At 72.8% G+C, this 17538-nt stretch carries 17 protein-coding genes; 10 read left to right on the top strand and 7 right to left on the bottom strand.

What is annotated here, in order from left to right; translation table 11 throughout:
• Window positions 1-53: 53 nt before the first annotated feature.
• Both ACZ3I3_RS33670 and ACZ3I3_RS33665 read right to left on the bottom strand, forming a co-directional pair.
• Window positions 54-2087 carry a flotillin family protein gene (locus ACZ3I3_RS33670; RefSeq protein ID WP_467371225.1) on the bottom strand — a complete coding sequence of 678 codons (2034 nt, stop codon included), beginning with the start codon at window positions 2085-2087 and terminating at the stop codon, window positions 54-56.
• 93 nt (window positions 2088-2180) lie between these two features.
• Window positions 2181-2579, bottom strand: coding sequence for a hypothetical protein (locus tag ACZ3I3_RS33665; RefSeq protein WP_467371223.1), 399 nt, complete (start codon window positions 2577-2579; stop codon window positions 2181-2183).
• Window positions 2580-2981: 402 nt separating this feature from the next.
• Here ACZ3I3_RS33665 and dhaK point away from each other — a divergent pair, with 402 nt between their 5' ends.
• The 3 genes from dhaK to ACZ3I3_RS33650 are packed head-to-tail and all read left to right on the top strand — an operon-like array spanning window position 2982 to window position 5026.
• Entirely contained in the window at window positions 2982-3974 is a 993-nt protein-coding gene (dhaK, locus tag ACZ3I3_RS33660; protein WP_467371222.1) for a dihydroxyacetone kinase subunit DhaK, read from the top strand.
• A 49-nt stretch (window positions 3975-4023) separates the two neighbouring features.
• Entirely contained in the window at window positions 4024-4623 is a 600-nt protein-coding gene (dhaL, locus tag ACZ3I3_RS33655; RefSeq protein ID WP_467371220.1) for a dihydroxyacetone kinase subunit DhaL, read from the top strand.
• A complete protein-coding gene (locus ACZ3I3_RS33650; RefSeq protein WP_467371218.1) occupies window positions 4616-5026 on the top strand; it encodes a PTS-dependent dihydroxyacetone kinase phosphotransferase subunit DhaM in 411 nt (136 codons plus the stop codon). Before dhaL ends, ACZ3I3_RS33650 begins: the two co-directional genes overlap by 8 nt.
• Window positions 5027-5135: 109 nt before the next feature.
• Here ACZ3I3_RS33650 and ACZ3I3_RS33645 read toward each other — a convergent pair whose 3' ends face one another.
• On the bottom strand, window positions 5136-5819 hold the full coding sequence (locus ACZ3I3_RS33645; RefSeq protein ID WP_467371216.1) for a glycoside hydrolase family 75 protein: 684 nt from the start codon (window positions 5817-5819) through the stop codon (window positions 5136-5138).
• A 399-nt stretch (window positions 5820-6218) separates the two neighbouring features.
• Here ACZ3I3_RS33645 and ACZ3I3_RS33640 point away from each other — a divergent pair, with 399 nt between their 5' ends.
• Window positions 6219-7205 (top strand): fibronectin type III domain-containing protein, encoded by a 987-nt coding sequence (locus ACZ3I3_RS33640; protein ID WP_467371214.1) that lies wholly within the window; start codon window positions 6219-6221, stop codon window positions 7203-7205.
• Window positions 7206-7376: 171 nt separating this feature from the next.
• Entirely contained in the window at window positions 7377-7919 is a 543-nt protein-coding gene (locus tag ACZ3I3_RS33635; RefSeq protein ID WP_467371212.1) for a hypothetical protein, read from the top strand.
• Between the two features lie 208 nt (window positions 7920-8127).
• Here ACZ3I3_RS33635 and ACZ3I3_RS33630 read toward each other — a convergent pair whose 3' ends face one another.
• From ACZ3I3_RS33630 to ACZ3I3_RS33620, 3 genes are all read right to left on the bottom strand, one after another.
• A complete protein-coding gene (locus ACZ3I3_RS33630; RefSeq protein ID WP_467371210.1) occupies window positions 8128-8688 on the bottom strand; it encodes a PadR family transcriptional regulator in 561 nt (186 codons plus the stop codon).
• A gap of 28 nt (window positions 8689-8716) precedes the next feature.
• Window positions 8717-10732: an FAD-dependent oxidoreductase gene (locus ACZ3I3_RS33625; protein ID WP_467371208.1), complete on the bottom strand. Its 2016-nt coding sequence runs from the start codon at window positions 10730-10732 to the stop codon at window positions 8717-8719.
• A gap of 127 nt (window positions 10733-10859) precedes the next feature.
• Entirely contained in the window at window positions 10860-11228 is a 369-nt protein-coding gene (locus tag ACZ3I3_RS33620; protein ID WP_467371206.1) for a hypothetical protein, read from the bottom strand.
• A 244-nt stretch (window positions 11229-11472) separates the two neighbouring features.
• Here ACZ3I3_RS33620 and ACZ3I3_RS33615 point away from each other — a divergent pair, with 244 nt between their 5' ends.
• On the top strand, window positions 11473-13551 hold the full coding sequence (locus tag ACZ3I3_RS33615; RefSeq protein ID WP_467371204.1) for a SpoIIE family protein phosphatase: 2079 nt from the start codon (window positions 11473-11475) through the stop codon (window positions 13549-13551).
• A 36-nt stretch (window positions 13552-13587) separates the two neighbouring features.
• Here ACZ3I3_RS33615 and ACZ3I3_RS33610 read toward each other — a convergent pair whose 3' ends face one another.
• Window positions 13588-14382 (bottom strand): putative protein N(5)-glutamine methyltransferase, encoded by a 795-nt coding sequence (locus ACZ3I3_RS33610; protein ID WP_467371203.1) that lies wholly within the window; start codon window positions 14380-14382, stop codon window positions 13588-13590.
• 299 nt (window positions 14383-14681) lie between these two features.
• Between ACZ3I3_RS33610 and ACZ3I3_RS33605 the strand changes: the two genes are divergently transcribed.
• The 4 genes from ACZ3I3_RS33605 (at window position 14682) to ACZ3I3_RS33590 (ending at window position 17478) form a co-directional block, all read left to right on the top strand.
• On the top strand, window positions 14682-15146 hold the full coding sequence (locus ACZ3I3_RS33605) for a MarR family winged helix-turn-helix transcriptional regulator (protein WP_467371200.1): 465 nt from the start codon (window positions 14682-14684) through the stop codon (window positions 15144-15146).
• Window positions 15147-15233: 87 nt separating this feature from the next.
• Window positions 15234-15839 carry a sulfite oxidase-like oxidoreductase gene (locus tag ACZ3I3_RS33600; RefSeq protein ID WP_467371198.1) on the top strand — a complete coding sequence of 202 codons (606 nt, stop codon included), beginning with the start codon at window positions 15234-15236 and terminating at the stop codon, window positions 15837-15839.
• Complete coding sequence (locus ACZ3I3_RS33595) at window positions 15832-16587, top strand: ferredoxin reductase (protein WP_467371196.1); 756 nt, start codon at window positions 15832-15834, stop codon at window positions 16585-16587. Before ACZ3I3_RS33600 ends, ACZ3I3_RS33595 begins: the two co-directional genes overlap by 8 nt.
• 306 nt (window positions 16588-16893) lie before the next feature.
• The gene (locus ACZ3I3_RS33590; protein ID WP_467371194.1) at window positions 16894-17478 is read left to right on the top strand and encodes an Rv1733c family protein; all 585 of its coding nucleotides are present in this window, start codon (window positions 16894-16896) and stop codon (window positions 17476-17478) included.
• The last annotated feature ends 60 nt before the right edge of the window (window positions 17479-17538 follow it).

Below are 17538 nucleotides of genomic sequence, written 5' to 3'. Positions count from 1 at the left end.
TGGGGCCGTGACGCCCCGCGCCCGGTCCTGGCACCGGCCAGGACCGGCGGCGGTCAGCCCCTGCCACTGCCGTTGAGCTCGGTCAGCGGGGTGTCGGCGAGGCCCAGTTCGCCTGCCTTGTCCAGGAGCTGCTGGAACTGCCCGGCGTTCCCGCCGCCCTGCTTCAGGAACTTCATCAGCAGGGCGGAGACGGTCAGGTTCTGCACGTCGGCCGTCGAGACCGAGCCGAGGGCTCGGCTGAGGTCGTCGGTGAAGCTGGAGGTGCCGTCCAGCCAGGGCTTCGCGAGCGCCTGGGCGGTCTCGGAGTGCTGGACGAAGCCGTCGACGCCCTTGCCGAGCGCGATCGAGGAGACCAGACGGTCGAAGAAGACCGACTCGCCGCCGACGATGCTGATGTCGGCGTTCTCCAGCCCCGTGGCGAGCACCGTGGCCTGCGCCTCGGCGACCTGTCGCTGGACGTCCAGCCCGGCGAGCCGGATGTCCTTCTCCGCCTCCAGGCGCAGCCGGTACTCCTCGTGGCCACGGGAGGCGTCGTCCAGTGCGGCCATCGCGGCGGCCTTCTCGGTCAGCCCGGCGGCCTCGGCCTTCAGCTTCCCGCTGATGCCCTCGGCCTCGGCCAGCGCCTTGGCCCGCGCCCCGTCGGCTTCGGCGCGCAGCCGGGCCTGTGTCGCCTCCGCCTCCGCACGGCCGGCCTTCTCGATGACCTCGGCCTCCTTGTCGCGGACCTGGACCACCGCGAGGCCCTCTGCGGCGGACTCGGCCTGGATGCCCTCGGCGAGGCGCAGCTTGGCCTGCGCGTCGAGGTCGGCGCTCTTCAAACGGGCCTCGGCGAGGGTGAGTTCCTCGGCGGCGCGGTGGACGGCGGCCTGCTCGGCCGCCTCGGCGGCCTTGATGTCCTTGACCAGCTTCTCCTGCGCTTCGGCCTCGGCTGCGATGATCACGGCCTGCCGGCCGCGCTCGGCCTCCTCCACGGCCCGCAGCTTCTTGATGGCCTCCTCCTGCTCGGCGACCGTACGGTCCACCGCCACGCGCTCGCGGATGACCTCGGCGATGTCCCGCCTCTCCGCCTCGACCTCCTTCTCGGCGGCGATCTGCGTCAGTCGCGTCTCCCGCTCCCGTGCGATGGCCTCGAGCTGCCGGTCCTTCTCGATGCGCTCGTTCTCGACGGCGATGACCCGCTCACGGTTCTTGGCCGCGACGGCGACCTCCCGGGCCTGGTTCTCGCGCTGGATACCGAGCTGCTCCTCGGTCCTGAGGAACGCGCCCTGCGCCCGCAGCCGCTCCTCCTCCACCACCCGCGCCGTCTCGGCCTCCTCACGGGCCCGTACGGTCTCGATCTCCCGGCGCTGCTTGATCTCGGCGTCCGCCTGCCGGCGCTCCAGCTCCAGGATCGCCTCGCGGGCGTCGACGTTCTGCCGGGTGATCTCCTTCTCCTCGTGGCGCTGGAACTCGTTGGTGCGCACGTGCTCCACGGCCGTGAGCTCGGTGATCTTCCGGATGCCCTGGGCGTCGAGCACGTTGGCCGGGTCGAGCTGGGTCAGCGGCGTCTGCTCCAGGTAGTCGATCGCCGCGTCCTCCAGGTGGTAGCCGTTGAGGTCGACGCCGATGACCTCGATGATCCGGTACCGCAGCTCCTCGCGCTTGGTGTAGAGATCGGTGAAGTCCAGCTGCTTGCCGACGGTCTTCAGCGCCTCGGAGAACTTCGCGTGGAACAGTTCCTGGAGCGTGTCCCGGTCACTGGCCCGTGCGGCGCCCACGGCCTGGGCGACCTTGATGACGTCCTCGACGGTCTTGTTGACCTTCACGAAGAACGAGATCCGGATGTCCGCCCGTATGTTGTCGCGGCAGATCAGGCCCTCCTTGCCGACCCGGGTGATCTCGATGGTCTTCACCGAGATGTCCATCACCTCGGCCTTGTGCAGCACGGGCAGCACGACCTGCCCGGTGAAGGTCACGTCGACCTTGCGCATCTTGGAGACGATCAGCGCCTTGCCCTGCTCCACCTTGCGGAACAACCGGGCGACGACGAGCAGGAGGAGCAGGCAGACGGCGACGAGCACGCCGGTGCCCACGATCATGGCAGCCATGGCATACGTCCTTCAGCGTAAGGAACTTGAAAGCGAGGGAGGACTGGGAAGAGAGACAGCAAGGCCGGAGCCGGGTCCCGGTGTCGCCGCGGCTCAGGCGGCGTGGTCCGCCCGTACGGACGGCCCGGGTTCGTCCGGGAAGAGGCGGTGCAGCCGCCGTACGATCAGGCACGTCGCACCCCAGGCCACGAGCATCGCCCCGACGGGTGCGACCAGGTGCAGCAGCCCGGCGACCGGCCCCGGGAACGCGAACGCGCTGAAGAGAACCGCCGCTCCGACGCTCAGGGACCAGGCGAGCGCGGTCAGCAGTGAGAAGGCCACCGTCACGGGCACCCCGTCCATGCGCCAGGCCCGGAGATCCACATCCGCGTCGAAGCTGCCGACGTCGGTGACACCCACGGCTGCGAGGAGCCAGAAGCAGACGACCACGACGAGTGCGGCGGTCAGCAGGATCGTGGGCGGGCCGGCGGCCGCTGCCAGAAGGGTGCGCATCCCGTGGTCCCCCCTCTCCCCCGCGGCACCTCTCGGTCGTGTCCGGTGAGGCACGGCCGTTCCGGGCCCTGGTGCCGGGCACCTGCCGGTGTCCGGCACCAAGGCGATCCGCCGTGCTCCCCGCGAGCCATGCTGCACGATCCGGCCCTGGCCGCGCATTGCCGGTTCCCGGCAGTGTTCCCGGGGGTCTGCGTGCCGGGGCCGTAAAGAAACCGTCAAGGCAGGAGGGCGGCATCCGTACCTGACGCTCTGTCGGCAAGATCGGCGTCGAGTCGGCGTCACCACCCCCGCGACCCGCCGCCGAGGGCCGGGAAACGCCAAGATCGACAGGTGGTCAAGCCTGAGCGGGCCTGCGAGGATGAAGGCCAGAGGCGCACGTACCAGGCTCACCAGGAGGTACCCGTGAAGATGCTGATCAACGTCCCGGAGACCGTGGTCGCGGACGCGCTGCGTGGTCTGGCGGCTGCCCACCCGGAGCTGACCGTGGACGTGGAGAACCGGGTGATCGTGCGGCGGGACGCTCCCGTGGCCGGAAAGGTGGGGCTGGTCTCGGGCGGTGGCTCGGGGCACGAGCCGTTGCACGGGGGTTTCGTGGGGCCCGGCATGCTGTCGGCCGCCTGTCCGGGCGAGGTGTTCACCTCGCCGGTGCCCGACCAGATGCTGCGCGCGGCCGCCGCCGTGGACAGCGGGGCCGGGGTCCTGTTCATCGTGAAGAACTACACCGGTGACGTGCTCAACTTCGACATGGCCGCCGAGCTGGCCGAGGACGAGGGCATCCAGGTCGCGAAAGTACTGGTCAACGATGACGTGGCGGTGACCGACAGCCTGTACACGGCCGGGCGGCGCGGTACCGGCGCGACCCTGTTCGTGGAGAAGATCGCGGGCGCCGCCGCCGAGGAGGGCATGCCGCTGGAGCGGGTGGAGGCCATCGCCCGGCAGGTCAACGAGAACTCCCGCAGCTTCGGTGTCGCGCTGAGCGCGTGCAGCACGCCGGCCAAGGGCAGCCCCACGTTCGATCTGCCGCCCGGTGAGCTGGAGTTGGGCATCGGCATTCACGGCGAACCCGGCCGGGAGCGGCGGGCGATGATGACCTCCGGCGAGATCGCCGAGGCCGCCGTCGAGGCGGTGGTGGAGGACCTGAGGCCGCGCAATCCCGTGCTGGTCCTCGTCAACGGCATGGGGGCGACGCCCCTGCTCGAGCTGTACGGCTTCAACGCCGAGGTGCACCGCGTGCTCGCCGCCCGCGGTGTCCCCGTGGCCCGCGTGCTCGTGGGCAACTACGTCACCTCCCTGGACATGGCGGGCGCCTCCCTCACCCTGTGCCAGGTCGACGAGGACATGCTGCGGCTGTGGGACGCGCCGGTGAAGACGCCCGGTCTGCGCTGGGGCGTGTGACGCGGAAGGGGTAGAGGATCACCACGTACCTACCAGGCAAGGAGACCCAGTGCTCGACGCCGATTTCTTCCGCCGTTGGATGACGGCGACCGCCGCGTCCGTCGACCGTGAGGCGGAACGGCTCACCGCCCTCGACTCGCCCATCGGGGACGCCGACCACGGCAGCAACCTGCAGCGCGGCTTCACGGCCGTGCGGGCGGCCCTCGAGAAGGAGGCTCCCGGTACGCCCGGCGGTGTCCTGACGCTGGCCGGACGCCAGCTGATCTCGACGGTCGGCGGCGCCTCGGGGCCGCTGTACGGGACGCTGCTGCGCCGTACCGGCAAGGCGCTTGGGGACGCCGCAGAGGTCAGCGCGGAGCAGTTGGCGGAGGCGCTGCGGGCCGGGGTGGACGCGGTCAGGACGCTGGGCGGTGCCGCGCCGGGCGACAAGACCATGATCGACGCGCTGGTGCCCGCGGTGGACGCGCTGGGCGATTCGTTCACGGCGGCCCGGACCGCCGCGGAAGAGGGCGCCGTGGCGACGACGCCCTTGCAGGCGCGCAAGGGCCGGGCGAGCTATCTGGGCGAGCGCAGCATCGGGCACCAGGACCCGGGTGCCACCTCGGCCGCGCTGCTCGTCGCCGGACTCGCGGAGGCCGCCGGTGAGTGACGAGCGGCTCGTGGGGATCGTGCTGGTGTCGCACAGCGCGGAGGTGGCAGCGTCGGTCGCCGAGCTGGCGAAGGGGCTCGCGGGCGGTGGCCCGGTGGTGCCCGTCGCCCCGGCGGGCGGTACCGAGGGCGGCGGGCTCGGCACCAGCGCCGAACTGATCGCCGCGGCGGCCGCGTCCGTCGACCGGGGCGCCGGCGTCGCCGTGCTGACCGATCTGGGCAGTGCGGTGCTGACCGTGAAGGCGCTGCTCGCGGAGGGCGACGAACTCCCGGAGCAGACACGGCTGGTGGACGCTCCGTTCGTGGAGGGAGCCGTCGCCGCGGTCGTCACGGCGGCCACCGGGGCCGATCTGGCGGCGGTGGAGTCGGCCGCCGCGGAGGCGTACACGTACCGGAAGGTGTGAGACCGGGCCGGGCGCGCCGGAGAACGGCGTGCCCGGCGACCGTGACCGTCGACCGCGGGGCGGGCGGCAGAGGTGTACGTGACGTCGTCCCTGACGCTTCGTCAATCAGTCAGCGGCTGCCGACGAACCGCCTCGCCAGCCGCTCCCCCGTCGTCACGGCCGCCGCCTGGTCCTCGATGGGTGACACGCGGGTGTTCTTGAAGACGATGTAGGTGACGCCGGACGGTGTGCCGCCGCCGTGCGGGTCCGCGCGGATGCCGAGGCCCTTGGCGGTCGCGTAGGACGCCTCTCCGATGATGTCCTGCGGGCCCGTGTCGCCGACGACCGCGTACTGCACACGGTCGCGGTGGACGACGGCCACGACGGAACCGCCGCCCACACCGTGCTTGCGGTAGTCCCAGATGCGGCTCGGGGCGGGCACGACGATGAACGGGAGGCGTTCGGCGCTGAGGGGGCGGCCGTCGGACTGCACGTAGGCGGTGCTGTCGGAGAAGTAGGGGTCCGTGCGGCGGTTGCAGCGGGGCCCGGGGCGGCCGTCGCAGTCGATGTCCATGTCGGCCTTCCAGAACACGGCGTCTCGCGTGCCGCAGACCGGGATGTCCGCGGGTGCGCCGCTGTCGCTGCGGTACCGGCCGCGGGACACCGGAGCGCAGTCCCGCACCTTGGCCAGCAGGTCGGCGGCGCGGACGGGGGGCTCGCGCCACGCCGCCGGCTCGGGCGGGGAGGTGTGGGGTGTCGTCGGGGCGAGCAGGGCGGCGCTGGCCGCGGCCAGCGTGAGCGACTGGACACGCACGATAGGGAAGCCTCTCGTGGGGAACCTGACGGGCACTCAGCCAATCTGGCCCCGGGCCGATCACCCGGCCACCGCTGGGGGGCCGGACGGTGCACGGCCCCAACCTCCGACAGGGGCCGGGGGCCTGAGTCCGTGTGAGACCCCAGGCCGGCCCGGCCGCCTGCGCCGGCGCGGGATCTGCGACGACAGCGGTCCGCGCGACAGGCCCGAACTCCCTGGTGTCCGCCAGGAGTTCGGCCGTGAGGACCTTCAGCATACGTAACTCTCCCGGGTGGTCACGAACGGCGGGAGGTGACGCCCCGACAGAGGGCTTGCCACACACGCCCACTTGATGTGTTCCCGCCATCCGCGCCATATTGGTCCGGACCATTCCCGAGTGCCGCCCCGGGAGGCAGTGTCGTGCGAGGCCTTTCCCTTCTCCCCTCCCACCTCCTTCGCATCGCGCTCTGCGCGGCTCTCGTCCCGGTCGCCTCCTGCGGGTGGACCGGCACGGACGAAGGGAACGGCGGTTCTCCGCCGGGCGCGCCGACAGGCGTCACCGCGGCGGCGGGCACGGCGACGAGCGTGCACGTCATGTGGAACACGACCGCCCGGGCCGAGGTCTACGAGGTGTATCGCGGCACCACGAAGGTCAGGGAAGTGCCGGGCTCCAGGCACATGGTGGACGTCACCAGGCTCCGGCCCTCCACCCTGTATGTCTTCACCGTGCGGGCGCGGGACGCCGACGGGCGGCTGGGACCGCGCAGCCGGGCGGTCCGGGCGAGGACACCCGCGGCCGTCGCGGACGACCACTCCACACCCACCCGCCCGTCGGCGCCGCAGGGTCGGGCGGCCGGCAGCCGGGCGGTCCAGCTGTCCTGGTCCGCCTCGACGGACGACCGGGGCGTGGCGTCGTACGACATCCATCAGGGGGACACGAAGATCCACAGCGTGGGCGGGTCCCAGACGGCCGCGGTGGTCACGGGGCTGCGGCCCGGCACGGCCTACTCGTTCACCGTCCGGGCCAGGGACGCGGCCGGGAACGTCTCCCCCGCCGCTCCCGCCGTCCGTCTCACCACGCCGGGCACGGACGACGGCCGTGCGACGGCCCCCACCGGGTTCCGGGCGACGAGCCACCGCGCGGACGGGGCGTACTACGTCGACCTGAGCTGGGTGCCGCCGCGTGTGGACGGTGAGGTCACCGAGTACCAGATCCAGCTGGACGGCCGGCCCGCCACCTCTCTGGTGTACGGCGGGGACGCGCCGCGGGACCGGGCCACGTACAGCTTCTACGTGGGACGGGAAGCCGGTGTCAGGCACCGGGTTCGCGTCCGGGCGATGCTGCCGGACGGCACCTGGGGAGGTTTCTCGGCGGAGCGGACGGTGACGACGGGCCCGGGGCGCTGACGCGCTCCCCGGCATGGTCCGGCCGTGGGAACCCGTCACCTGCCCGGCGGCACCCGGGGTGCGTCCGGGGCCGGGGGCGCCTTGGCTGACCCTGCAGGCAGCACGGGCGTTCCCCGACCCTCGGCGGCGCAAGGGATGTACCGCCAACCGTGCCGCCGGAGGGCAGTCCACATGCGCAACTCATCGCCACTTCTCCGCTCCGGCCTGACCGTGGCAGCCGCCGCCGCGCTGCCCCTCGCCCTGGCCGCGGTGCCCGCCACCGCCGGCCCGGGCATCTCCGTGAGCACCACGGGTTCCACGGTGTCGGTCACGACCAGCGCGTGCACCCAGATCAACGGCAGCTGGGGCACCGCCTCGCTTCTCACCAGCAGTCAGGGCAGCTTCGCCCAAGGGCGCCAGGTGACCCTGTCGGGGACGTCGACCAGTCAGTCCGCCGCCTGGTCGAACGTCTCCTCGGGGACGTACACCGTCATCGTCATCTGCTCGGACGGCACCACCGCGGGCACGCAGTCGGTCGTCGTCTCCCCCACCGCCTCCCCCACGAGGTCGCCGTCCCCCTCGGTCTCGCCGTCCCGCGGTGTCATGGGCGGGGCCGGCGGGAGTGCCACGGACTACGGCACCGTCACGCTCGTGGCGGGCGGCGCGCTGGTCGGGACCGGTCTCCTCGCGACGGCCTGGTACCTGCGCCGGCGCAACAGGCCGTACCGGCTCTGATCCGGTACGAACGGCGGCCCGCCCTTCCGAAGCGCTCCGGCCGGGCGGGCCGCCGTCACGTGCATGCCAGCTCGGCCGCTCCACCGTCACGTCCCCGTCAGGCCGGCGGCCAGCCGTCGCACGCCCGTCAGGCCGGGGCGAGCCGCCGTCGCACGCCCGTCAGGCCGGGCAGGCCACCGTCCCACGCCAGTCGGGCGGGGTGGGCCAGTCAGGCCGGGCGGGCCGGCTCGTCGGTCGGGAGTTCCGCGAAGTCCGCCAGGGCGCGCCTGAGCCACTGCGTCCAGAACGTCTCCAGGTCGATGCCTGCCTGGAGCACCAGATGCCGCAGCCGGTCCTCGGTGCCGTCCCGGCCGGGCGGGAAGTCTCGCTTCTCGATCTCCTGGTACTCCGCCAGCTGCCGTTCATGCAGCTCCAGGTGGCGCCGCAGATCGGCCTCCAGGCCCGCGGTGCCGACCACGGCCGCCGCCCTCAGCCGCAGCAGCAGCGCGTCGCGGTGCGGCTTGGGGTCCTGGGAGGTGGCCGTCCAGCGGGCCAGTTCGGCGCGGCCCGCCGGCAGGACCTCGTAGCTCTTCTTCTGCCCGCGCGTCGGCTGCTCGGCGGGCAGGGCCCGGATCAGGCCGTCGGCCTCCAGCTTTCCCAGCTCGCGATAGATCTGCTGGTGCGTCGCGGACCAGAAGTAACCGATCGACCGGTCGAAGCGGCGGGTCAGCTCCAGCCCGGACGACGGCTTCTCGAGCAGGGCGGTGAGGATCGCGTGCGGGAGTGACATGGCCTCATCCTAGGGACGCGTATCGGCACTACAGGGCGGCCGCCAGCTCGGTGCCCTGCTTGATGGCGCGCTTGGCGTCCAGCTCCGCGGCCACGTCGGCGCCGCCGATGAGGTGCGCGCTGCGCCCGGCCGCGATCAGTTCCTCGTACAGGCCGCGGCGCGGCTCCTGGCCCGTGCACAGCACGATCGTGTCGACCTCCAGCACGGTGCTCGCACCGTCGATCGTGACGTGCAGTCCGGCGTCGTCGATCCGGTCGTAGCTCACGCCCGGGACCATGGTGACGCCGCGGTGCTTGAGTTCGGTGCGGTGGATCCAGCCGGTGGTCTTGCCGAGGCCGGCGCCGACCTTGGAGGTCTTGCGCTGCAGCAGGTGGACGGTGCGCGGCGGGGCGGGCCGCTCGGGCGCGGCGAGGCCGCCGGGGGCGCGGTAGTCCAGGTCGACGCCCCACTGACGGAAGTACGTCTGCGGGTTCTCGTGCGCCTTGTCGCCGGTGTCCGTGAGGTACTCGGCGACGTCGAAGCCGATGCCGCCCGCGCCGAGGATCGCGACCCGGTCGCCGACGGGTGCGCCGTCGCGCAGGACGTCGAGGTAGCCGAGGACGCTGGGGTGGTCGACGCCGGGGATGTCGGGGGTGCGCGGGGTGACGCCGGTGGCGACGACGACCTCGTCGAAGTCGTCGAGGTCGCCGGCCCCGACGGAGGTGTTCAGCCGTATGTCGACGCCGTGCCAGTCGAGCTGGGTGCGGAAGTAGCGGAGCGTCTCGTCGAACTCCTGCTTGCCGGGGACCTTGCGGGCGACGTTGAGCTGGCCGCCGATCTCGCTCGCCGCGTCGAACAGCGTCACGTCGTGCCCGCGCTCGGCGGCCGAGACCGCGCAGGCCAGCCCGGCCGGCCCGGCGCCGACGACCGCGACGCGCTTGCGCAGCCGGGTCGGGGAGAGCACGAGCTCGGTCTCGTGGCAGGCGCGCGGGTTGACCAGGCAGGAGGTGATGAGGCCGCTGAAGGTGTGGTCGAGGCAGGCCTGGTTGCAGCCGATGCAGGTGTTGATCGCCTCGGGCCGGCCGGCCGCGGCCTTGATGACGAAGTCCGGGTCGGCGAGCATCGGGCGGGCCATCGACACCATGTCGGCCGCGCCCTCGGCGAGCAACTCCTCGGCGAGTTCGGGGGTGTTGATGCGGTTGGTGGTGACGAGCGGGACGGATACCTCGCCCATCAGCCGCTTGGTCACCCAGGTGTAGGCGCCGCGCGGCACGGAGGTCGCGATGGTGGGGATGCGGGCCTCGTGCCAGCCGATGCCCGTGTTGATGATGGTGGCGCCGGCGGCCTCGACGGCCTTGGCGAGGGTGATCACCTCGTCGAGCGTGGAGCCGCCCGGGACGAGGTCGAGCATGGACAGCCGGTAGACGACGATGAAGTCCTCGCCGACCGCCTCGCGCACCCGGCGGAGGATCTCCAGGGGGAAGCGCGTGCGGTTCTCGTACGAGCCGCCCCAGCGGTCGGTGCGCTCGTTGGTCTGCCGCGCGATGAACTCGTTGATGAGGTAGCCCTCGGAGCCCATGATCTCGACCCCGTCGTAGCCGGCCTGCCGGGCGAGGCGGGCGGCGCGTGCGTAGTCGTCGATCGTCCGCTCGATGTCGGCGTCGGTGAGCTCGCGGGGCGGGAACGGGCTGATGGGCGCCTGGAGCGGGCTGGGCGCGACCAGGTCCTTGTGGTAGGCGTACCGGCCAAAGTGCAGGATCTGCATCGCGATCCGTCCGCCCTCGCGGTGCACGGCGTCGGTGATGACCCGGTGCTGCTCGGCCTCCGCCTCGGTGGTGAGCTTCGCGCCGCCCTCGTAGGGGCGTCCCTCGTCGTTGGGTGCGATGCCGCCGGTGACGATCAGGCCCACTCCGCCGCGGGCGCGGGCGGCGTAGAAGGCGGCCATGCGGGCGAAGCCGCCCTCGGCCTCCTCCAGACCTACGTGCATGGAGCCCATGAGGACCCGGTTGGGCAGGGTCGTGAAGCCCAGGTCGAGAGGGGTCAGCAGGTGCGGGTAACGGCTCATCGGGCCCTCCGTGCGCGGTGTCGTGCCTGTAGTTGTAGAGGACCGCGCACGGTTTATGCAACTAGTTGCACAAGGTGATGGAGGGCACAGGGGGCCGATGAGCAGGAAGATCGAGGGGCAGCGGCGGTCACCGGCTTTCGAGGCGCACGTGCAGTTCCTTCTCCTGGTCGCCGGAGACCGTGCTCATGTCCCGCACGGCGAACAGCGCATCCAGCCTCCTGCGGAACTGCTCGATCGCCCAGTAACCGCCGTGCAGGTCGGCGTCGACGGAGGACGACAGCCGGGCCGGTCGCGCCCCCTCGTGCGTGTCGGCGACGTCGAACGTGCCGAGCCACACGGTCGGGCGGGTCGCGTGCAGTTCCTCGGGTACGTCGTCGGCGCACCGGTCGGACTCGAAGCAGGCGCACAGCGTGTCGAACACGACCCGGGCGTCCTGCTTGCTGCACCCGCTGATCTCCACCGAGACGGAGTGGGGATGCGGCTGCTCACGGTCCATCGTGATCGCTCCTCTCGTGGCGTATCCGCCCCTACCCCAGCAAAGCACCACCTTCTGCCGAGCACTACCGGCGGCGCCCCGCCGTGATGACGGGTTTGCGGAGCGGGTGGCTCCGCGTTGGGAGATGGTGGAAGGTGACGCAAGGGGCCCCGGATCGACGGCCCCACGCGGTAGAACAGCGGTAGAGCATGGGGTGTCGGCACCGTGACGGCGTGCCGCGTGATCGGCGAAGGCGGGGCGTGGGATGAGTGCAGCCGGGTCTCCCCTGGCCGAGGGCGACGAGCCGGCGCGCGCGGCAGTGCGGCCGAGCGGGCTGCTCGACGTCCTGCGCGTGGCCTCGGTGGTCCTGGACGCCGAGGGCCGCATCGTGCTGTGGAGTCCCCAGGCCGAGGAACTGTTCGGGTACGAGGCGCGGGAGGCGCTCGGGGAGTACGCCGCCCGGATCATGGTCCACGAGCAGCACCTCGATCTCGTGGTCAAGCTGTTCGCGGACGTCATGGGCACCGGGCAGAGCTGGGCCGGTGCCTTTCCCGTCCGCCGCAAGGACGGCACCACGCGGCTCGTGGAGTTCCGCAACATGCGGCTGCTGGACGACCAGGGGGACGTCTACGCGCTCGGTCTGTGCGCCGACCAGTCGACCGTGCACCGGCTGGAGCGCGAGGTGGCGCTGTCGACGCGGATGATCGCCCAGTCCCCGATCGGGCTGGCCGTGCTGGACACCGACCTGCGGTACGTCTCGGTCAACCCGGCGCTGGAGGAGCTCAACGGCGTGCCGGCCGAGGAGCATCTGGGCCGGACGGTCCGCGAGGTGGTGCCGCGGATGGACGTCGACGCGCTGGAGGCCGCGGCACGCCGGGTGCTCGACACGGGGGAGCCGGTCGTCGACCAGTCAACGATCGGCCGCACCCCGGCCGACCCCGACCAGGATCACGCCTGGTCGATCTCGCTGTACCGGCTGGAGAACGCCTTCGGGACCGTGCTGGGCGTGGCCCTCTCGGTCGTGGACGTCACCGAGCAGTACCGCGCGGGCATCGAGGCGGAGGCCGCGCGGCGCCGCCTGGCCATGATCGCCGACGCCTCCGGCCGCATCGGCACCACGCTGGACCTGGACCGCACGGCCCGCGAGCTCGCCGACGTGGCCGTGCCGGAACTCGCCGACATCGCGGCCGTGGACCTGCTGGACGCGGTGGTGCAGGGCCGGCGGACCAGCCTCGGCCCGGCCGAGGCGGCCGTGATCCGCGCGCTGGCGGTCCAGGGCTACGACTCCGCCGAGGCGCTCGAGGCGGCCGACCCGCCCGGGCAGGTGGCCCGGTACGCGTCCGACCGGCTCATCACCCAGTGCGTGCGCACGGCCGGCCCCGTGATGCTTCCGGAGGTCGGGGACGAGGACCTGCCGCGCATCGCCCGGTCCCCGGAGGCGGCCGAACTGCTGGGCCGGGCCGGGGTGCACTCGTATCTGGCGGTGCCGCTGATCGCGCGCGGCGAGGTGCTGGGCGCCCTGGACCTCAAGCGCACCCGCAATCCGCTGCCGTTCACCGAGGACGACCTGCTGCTGGCCCGCGAACTGGCGGCGCGGGCCGCGGTGCAGATCGACAACGCCCGCTGGTACCAGAGCGCCCGCGACACCGCGCTCACCCTCCAGCGCAGCCTGCTGCCCAGCCATCCGCGCGTGACGGGCGGGCTGGAGGTCGCCTCCCGCTACCAGCCGGCCGGGGCCACGAGCGAGGTGGGCGGCGACTGGTTCGACGTGATCGGCCTGGAGGGCGGCAAGACCGCGCTCGTCGTGGGCGATGTGATGGGCAGCGGCATCCCCGCGGCGGCGGCCATGGGGCGGCTGCGTACGGCGACCAACACGCTGGCCTCCCTCGACCTCGATCCGGCCAGGCTCCTGGAACACCTCGACAAGATCACCGCAGGGCTGGAACAGGCCATCGCCACCTGCGTCTACGCCGTCCACGACCCGCATCTGCGACAGTGCCGGATCGCCAACGCCGGGCATCTGCCGCCGGTGCGCGTCCGGCCGGGGCGGCGTCCCGAACTGCTCGACCTGCCGACCGGGGTGCCGCTCGGGGTCGGCGGTGTCGCCTTCGCCACGACGACCGTCGACCTGGAGCCGGGCGACCGGCTGGTGTTCTACACCGACGGCCTCGTCGAGACCCGGCGCGACTCCCTCGACGACCGTCTCGACACGCTGCTGTCCCTGCTCGACGGGCCCGACCGCCCGCTGGAGGAGGTCTGCGACCTGCTGCTGCGCACCTTGCACGAGCCGGACAACTTCGACGACGTGGCCCTGCTCATCGCGCGGGCGACGGCACCGGACTGAGGGGCCGCCGCCGGCGAGCGGCCGCGCTCGGGCCCGTCAGGGTGCGACGCCGATCACCACATGGGCGTACAGCTCTTCCGAGACGGCCAAGTGTGCCGTCAGGCCGCTGCGTTCGAAGGCCTCGAGGGCGTTCGGTGCCTGGTGGCGGCTCGTCTCCACCAGGACGCAGCCGCCGGGCGCGAGCCAGCGGGGCGCCTCGGCCGCGACCCGGCGCAGGACGTCGAGGCCGTCCGCGCCGCCGTCGAGGGCGACCAGCGGCTCATGGGCGCGGGCCTCCGGCGGCAGCAGCCCGATCTCGTCGCTCGGTACGTACGGCACGTTGGCCGCGAGGATGCCGACGCGGCCCCGCAGGTCGCCGGGCAGCGCCTCGAACAGGTCACCTTGGTGGACGTGACCGCCGGCGGCGGCGACGTTGCCGCGGGCGCAGCGCACGGCGGCGGGGTCGATGTCGGCGGCGTGCAGTTCGACGGGGCCGAGTCCGGCGGCCAGCGCCGCGCCGACGGCGCCCGAGCCGCAGCACAGGTCCACGACGACGCCGGCGCCGGGCGCCCGGGCCAGGGCCTGTTCGACCAGGAACTCGGTGCGGCGGCGCGGCACGAAGACGCCCGGGTCGACGGTGATGCGCAGGCCCCGGAACCCGGCCCAGCCGACGACGAGTTCGAGGGGCAGGCCGGCGACGCGGCGTTCGACCATGGCGGCGGCTTCGGCCGGGGTGCGGGCGGTGGTGAGGATCAACTCGGCCTCGTCCTCGGCGAAGACGCAGCCCGCGGCGCGCAGGGCGAGGACGACGGAGTCACGGGAGGACGGCGGAACGGGAGACACGGAGGGCATGGATGCCAGGAGCCTTTCGGGATGCGAAGGGCGCTCCTGCGGTCGCCTACGGCCGGCGATCCGCGCGACATCGAGGAGAGAGCACCCGGGCTGACACAGCGGTAATGGGTCTCACCTCCTCGGTTTCCGTCGGCCGGGGTCCGTCCACAGCCGGACGGCAACACTACCCGACGGCCCGGTCGGCCGGTACGGCACCTGGTCGGCCGCCCCGCCGACGGTGCGTCGGCCGCCCCCGCCGACAGGTGGTTGGGCTATGCAACGATGGAGGGCCGAAAGGACGACGTGGTGAGGGAGGGCCGATGAAGCCTGCCGATGCCGTGGAGACGATCCAGCGGGAGATGACGGTCTTCGCGCGCCGTGCCCGTGCCGCGGCGGGGCGGATGCACCCGGAGCTGTCGCTGGTGTCGTACACGCTGCTCGGTCACCTGGAGGAGAGCGGCGGGTGCCGGGCCACGGACCTGGCCGCCCACTACGCCCTGGACAAGTCCACGGTCAGCCGCCAGGTGGCCGCGCTGGAACGCGCCGGTCTGATCGAACGCCGCCCGGACGCGCAGGACCAGCGTGTCCTGGTACTGCATCTGACGGAGGCCGGCCGGCGCATCCTGGCGCGGGTCACCGAGAGCCGCCGGGCGGTCTTCCGGGAGCGGCTGGCGGACTGGCCGGCCGAGGACCTGACGCGATTCGCCGACTACCTCACGCGCTACAACGCGGGCTCTGCCCGTGGCCGGCCCGACGAGGAGCGCACCGCCCGCACAGACGACTAGGCACACAGCGCACGTACGGTTGAATATGCAATGACTGAGTACGCCGGCCCGACGGGGCACCGTCGGTCCGGCCCGGAGGCACACCGCATGCACATCACCCGAGGCTTCACCGGGCGCCCACGCGTGGACGACCCCGGTCTGCCGCCCGGCCAGTACGACGCGGGCGACGACTGGCCCGTCCTGTCCGCCGAAGTCACTCCCGACCTCGCACCCGCCGACTGGACGTTCCGTATCGACGGGCTGGTGGACGAGCCCCGCGCCTGGGACTGGGACGAGGCGCACCGGCTGCCGCCGTCGGCGTACGAGGGCGCCATCCACTGTGTGACGAGCTGGTCGAAGTTCGGGGTGCGGTTCGCGGGGGTGTCCCTGGACGCGTTCTTCGATGTGGTCCGGCCCCATGGGTCGGCGACCCATGCCGTCGCCTATGCGCACACCGGCTACACGACGAACCTCCCGCTCGCCGACCTGACCGGCGGGCGCGCCTGGATCGTGTGGGAGTACGACGGCAGGCCGCTCGCCCCGGAACACGGCGGCCCGGCACGGCTGCTGGTGCCGCACCTGTACTTCTGGAAGAGCGCCAAGTGGATCGCCGGCCTGCGGGTCCTCGACCACGACGAGCCGGGTTTCTGGGAGCGGAACGGCTATCACGAGCGGGGCAACCCCTGGGAGGAGCAGAGGTACTCCGGTGACTGAGACGTTCGTGCCTCCCACGCGGTTCGCCGTGCCCGGGCGCATCGCGGTGAGCGAGCAGGCCGCCTCCGAGTGGCAGACCGCGACGCTCACCGAGATCCGGCGCGAGACCGCGCGTGCCACCACCTTCCGGTTCGCCGTGCCGGGCTGGCCGGGGCACCTGCCCGGCCAGCACCTGATGGTGCGGCTGACCGCCGAGGACGGCTATGCGGCCCAGCGCCACTACTCGATCGCGTCCGCGCCGGACGACTCCGGGCACGTCGAGCTGACCCTTGATCACGTCGAGGGCGGCGAGGTCTCGGGCTGGTTCCACACCGTCGCCCGGCCCGGCGACCAGGTCGAGGTGCGCGGCCCGGTCAGCGGGTTCTTCGCCTGGCCGGGTGACCGGCCCGCGCTGCTGATCGGCGCCGGCTCCGGCGTCGTACCGCTGATGTCGATGGTCCGGCACCATCGGGCGCGGAACCTGACCGTGCCGCTGCGCCTGGTGGTGTCCGCGCGGAGCCCCGAGGAGCTCGTCTACGCCCGGGAGTTCGGCCCCGAGACGACGCCCGTGTTCACCCGGAGCGCGCCCGAAGGTGTGACGGTGGGACGTATGGCGGCCGCACATGTGGCGCCGCTCCTGGCCGAGCAGCCTTCCGGTGGGTGGGAGGCCTATGTGTGCGGCTCCAACTCCTTCGCCGAGCACGCCTCCCGGCTGCTCGTGACGGCGGGTCAGCCGGTGGACCGCATCCGGATCGAACGGTTCGGCTGATCTGGACGGCGGCTCTTCCGCCGGTGGTGTCAGCGGCCTCTATCCCCCTGCGGTGTCCCGGCGCGGCGTGCGGCGCGCCACAGTGACGGGCCCGGTGTTTCACCGCGGCGGCCCCGGGCACTCCGGCCGAAGGGCTCCGGCACGCGGCGACCCGGGCCGTGCCGGGCGATCGATGTGCGTCGGAGGGGGTACCCGCCCCGTGTGGACACTCGCACGCGTGACGTGACGTGACGTGGAGGGAGCGGCGGCGCCGCCACCGCACGGCCGGTCCGGCCCTCCGGCCGCGGTGACGGCGAGGAGGTCGACATGCGAACCCGGGTGCGCGGCTGGCGTTGGCGGCGCAGTCCGCTGCGGCGCCGGTCGGATGTCGTCGAGGCGTGGACGGTACTGGTGGTCGCCGTCCTGATCCTGGTGGGCGCGCCTCTGGCGGGGGCGACCGCCGCCTGGTGGGCCCATGGCGAAGCGCGGTCGCTCTCGGCGGAGCAACAGGCCGAGCGGCACCGCGTCCGTGCCGAGGTCGTCGGCAGGAAGGGCGACTCGGTGCCGTCGGTGCAGGCCGACGGGCGGCACGCGTACCGGGCCACCGTGCGCTGGACCGAGCCGGGCGAGGGCACGCGCACCGCGACGGCACGGGTCCCCGGAGGCACCGGGCCGGGTGAGGCCGTGGACGTGTGGCTCGACTCCCGGGGGCGGAGCGTGGCCCCGCCGGTGGACGGCACGGCGGTCTGGCAGCACACCCTCACCATGGGCACGTGCGCCGCGGGCGGTGTGGTGCTCGTGGTGCTCCTCGGCCACTCCGTCGTACGCCGCGTCGCGCTGCGCCGCCGGCTGGCCGAGTGGGAGCGGGAGTGGGCCCGTACGGAGCCGGAGTGGACGCATCGCAACGCATGAGGCGACCCACGCCCGGCGGGTGAACGAACTGCGGCAAAAAGACCTGGCGAGCCCTCCGAG

The organism is Streptomyces sp. NPDC016851 (assembly GCF_055562795.1).
This window is presented reverse-complemented; position numbering and strand designations above follow the sequence as displayed.

What these genes read in the sequence shown, in the direction of transcription:
- ACZ3I3_RS33670 (WP_467371225.1), bottom strand. Translation starts at nt 2,087, where the DNA reads ATGGCTGCCATGATCGTGGGCACCGGCGTGCTCGTCGCCGTCTGCCTG.
- ACZ3I3_RS33665 (WP_467371223.1), bottom strand. Translation starts at nt 2,579, where the DNA reads ATGCGCACCCTTCTGGCAGCGGCCGCCGGCCCGCCCACGATCCTGCTG.
- ACZ3I3_RS33635 (WP_467371212.1), top strand. Translation starts at nt 7,377, where the DNA reads ATGCGCAACTCATCGCCACTTCTCCGCTCCGGCCTGACCGTGGCAGCC.
- ACZ3I3_RS33630 (WP_467371210.1), bottom strand. Translation starts at nt 8,688, where the DNA reads ATGTCACTCCCGCACGCGATCCTCACCGCCCTGCTCGAGAAGCCGTCG.
- ACZ3I3_RS33625 (WP_467371208.1), bottom strand. Translation starts at nt 10,732, where the DNA reads ATGAGCCGTTACCCGCACCTGCTGACCCCTCTCGACCTGGGCTTCACG.
- ACZ3I3_RS33620 (WP_467371206.1), bottom strand. Translation starts at nt 11,228, where the DNA reads ATGGACCGTGAGCAGCCGCATCCCCACTCCGTCTCGGTGGAGATCAGC.
- ACZ3I3_RS33615 (WP_467371204.1), top strand. Translation starts at nt 11,473, where the DNA reads ATGAGTGCAGCCGGGTCTCCCCTGGCCGAGGGCGACGAGCCGGCGCGC.
- ACZ3I3_RS33610 (WP_467371203.1), bottom strand. Translation starts at nt 14,382, where the DNA reads ATGCCCTCCGTGTCTCCCGTTCCGCCGTCCTCCCGTGACTCCGTCGTC.
- ACZ3I3_RS33605 (WP_467371200.1), top strand. Translation starts at nt 14,682, where the DNA reads ATGAAGCCTGCCGATGCCGTGGAGACGATCCAGCGGGAGATGACGGTC.
- ACZ3I3_RS33600 (WP_467371198.1), top strand. Translation starts at nt 15,234, where the DNA reads ATGCACATCACCCGAGGCTTCACCGGGCGCCCACGCGTGGACGACCCC.
- ACZ3I3_RS33590 (WP_467371194.1), top strand. Translation starts at nt 16,894, where the DNA reads ATGCGAACCCGGGTGCGCGGCTGGCGTTGGCGGCGCAGTCCGCTGCGG.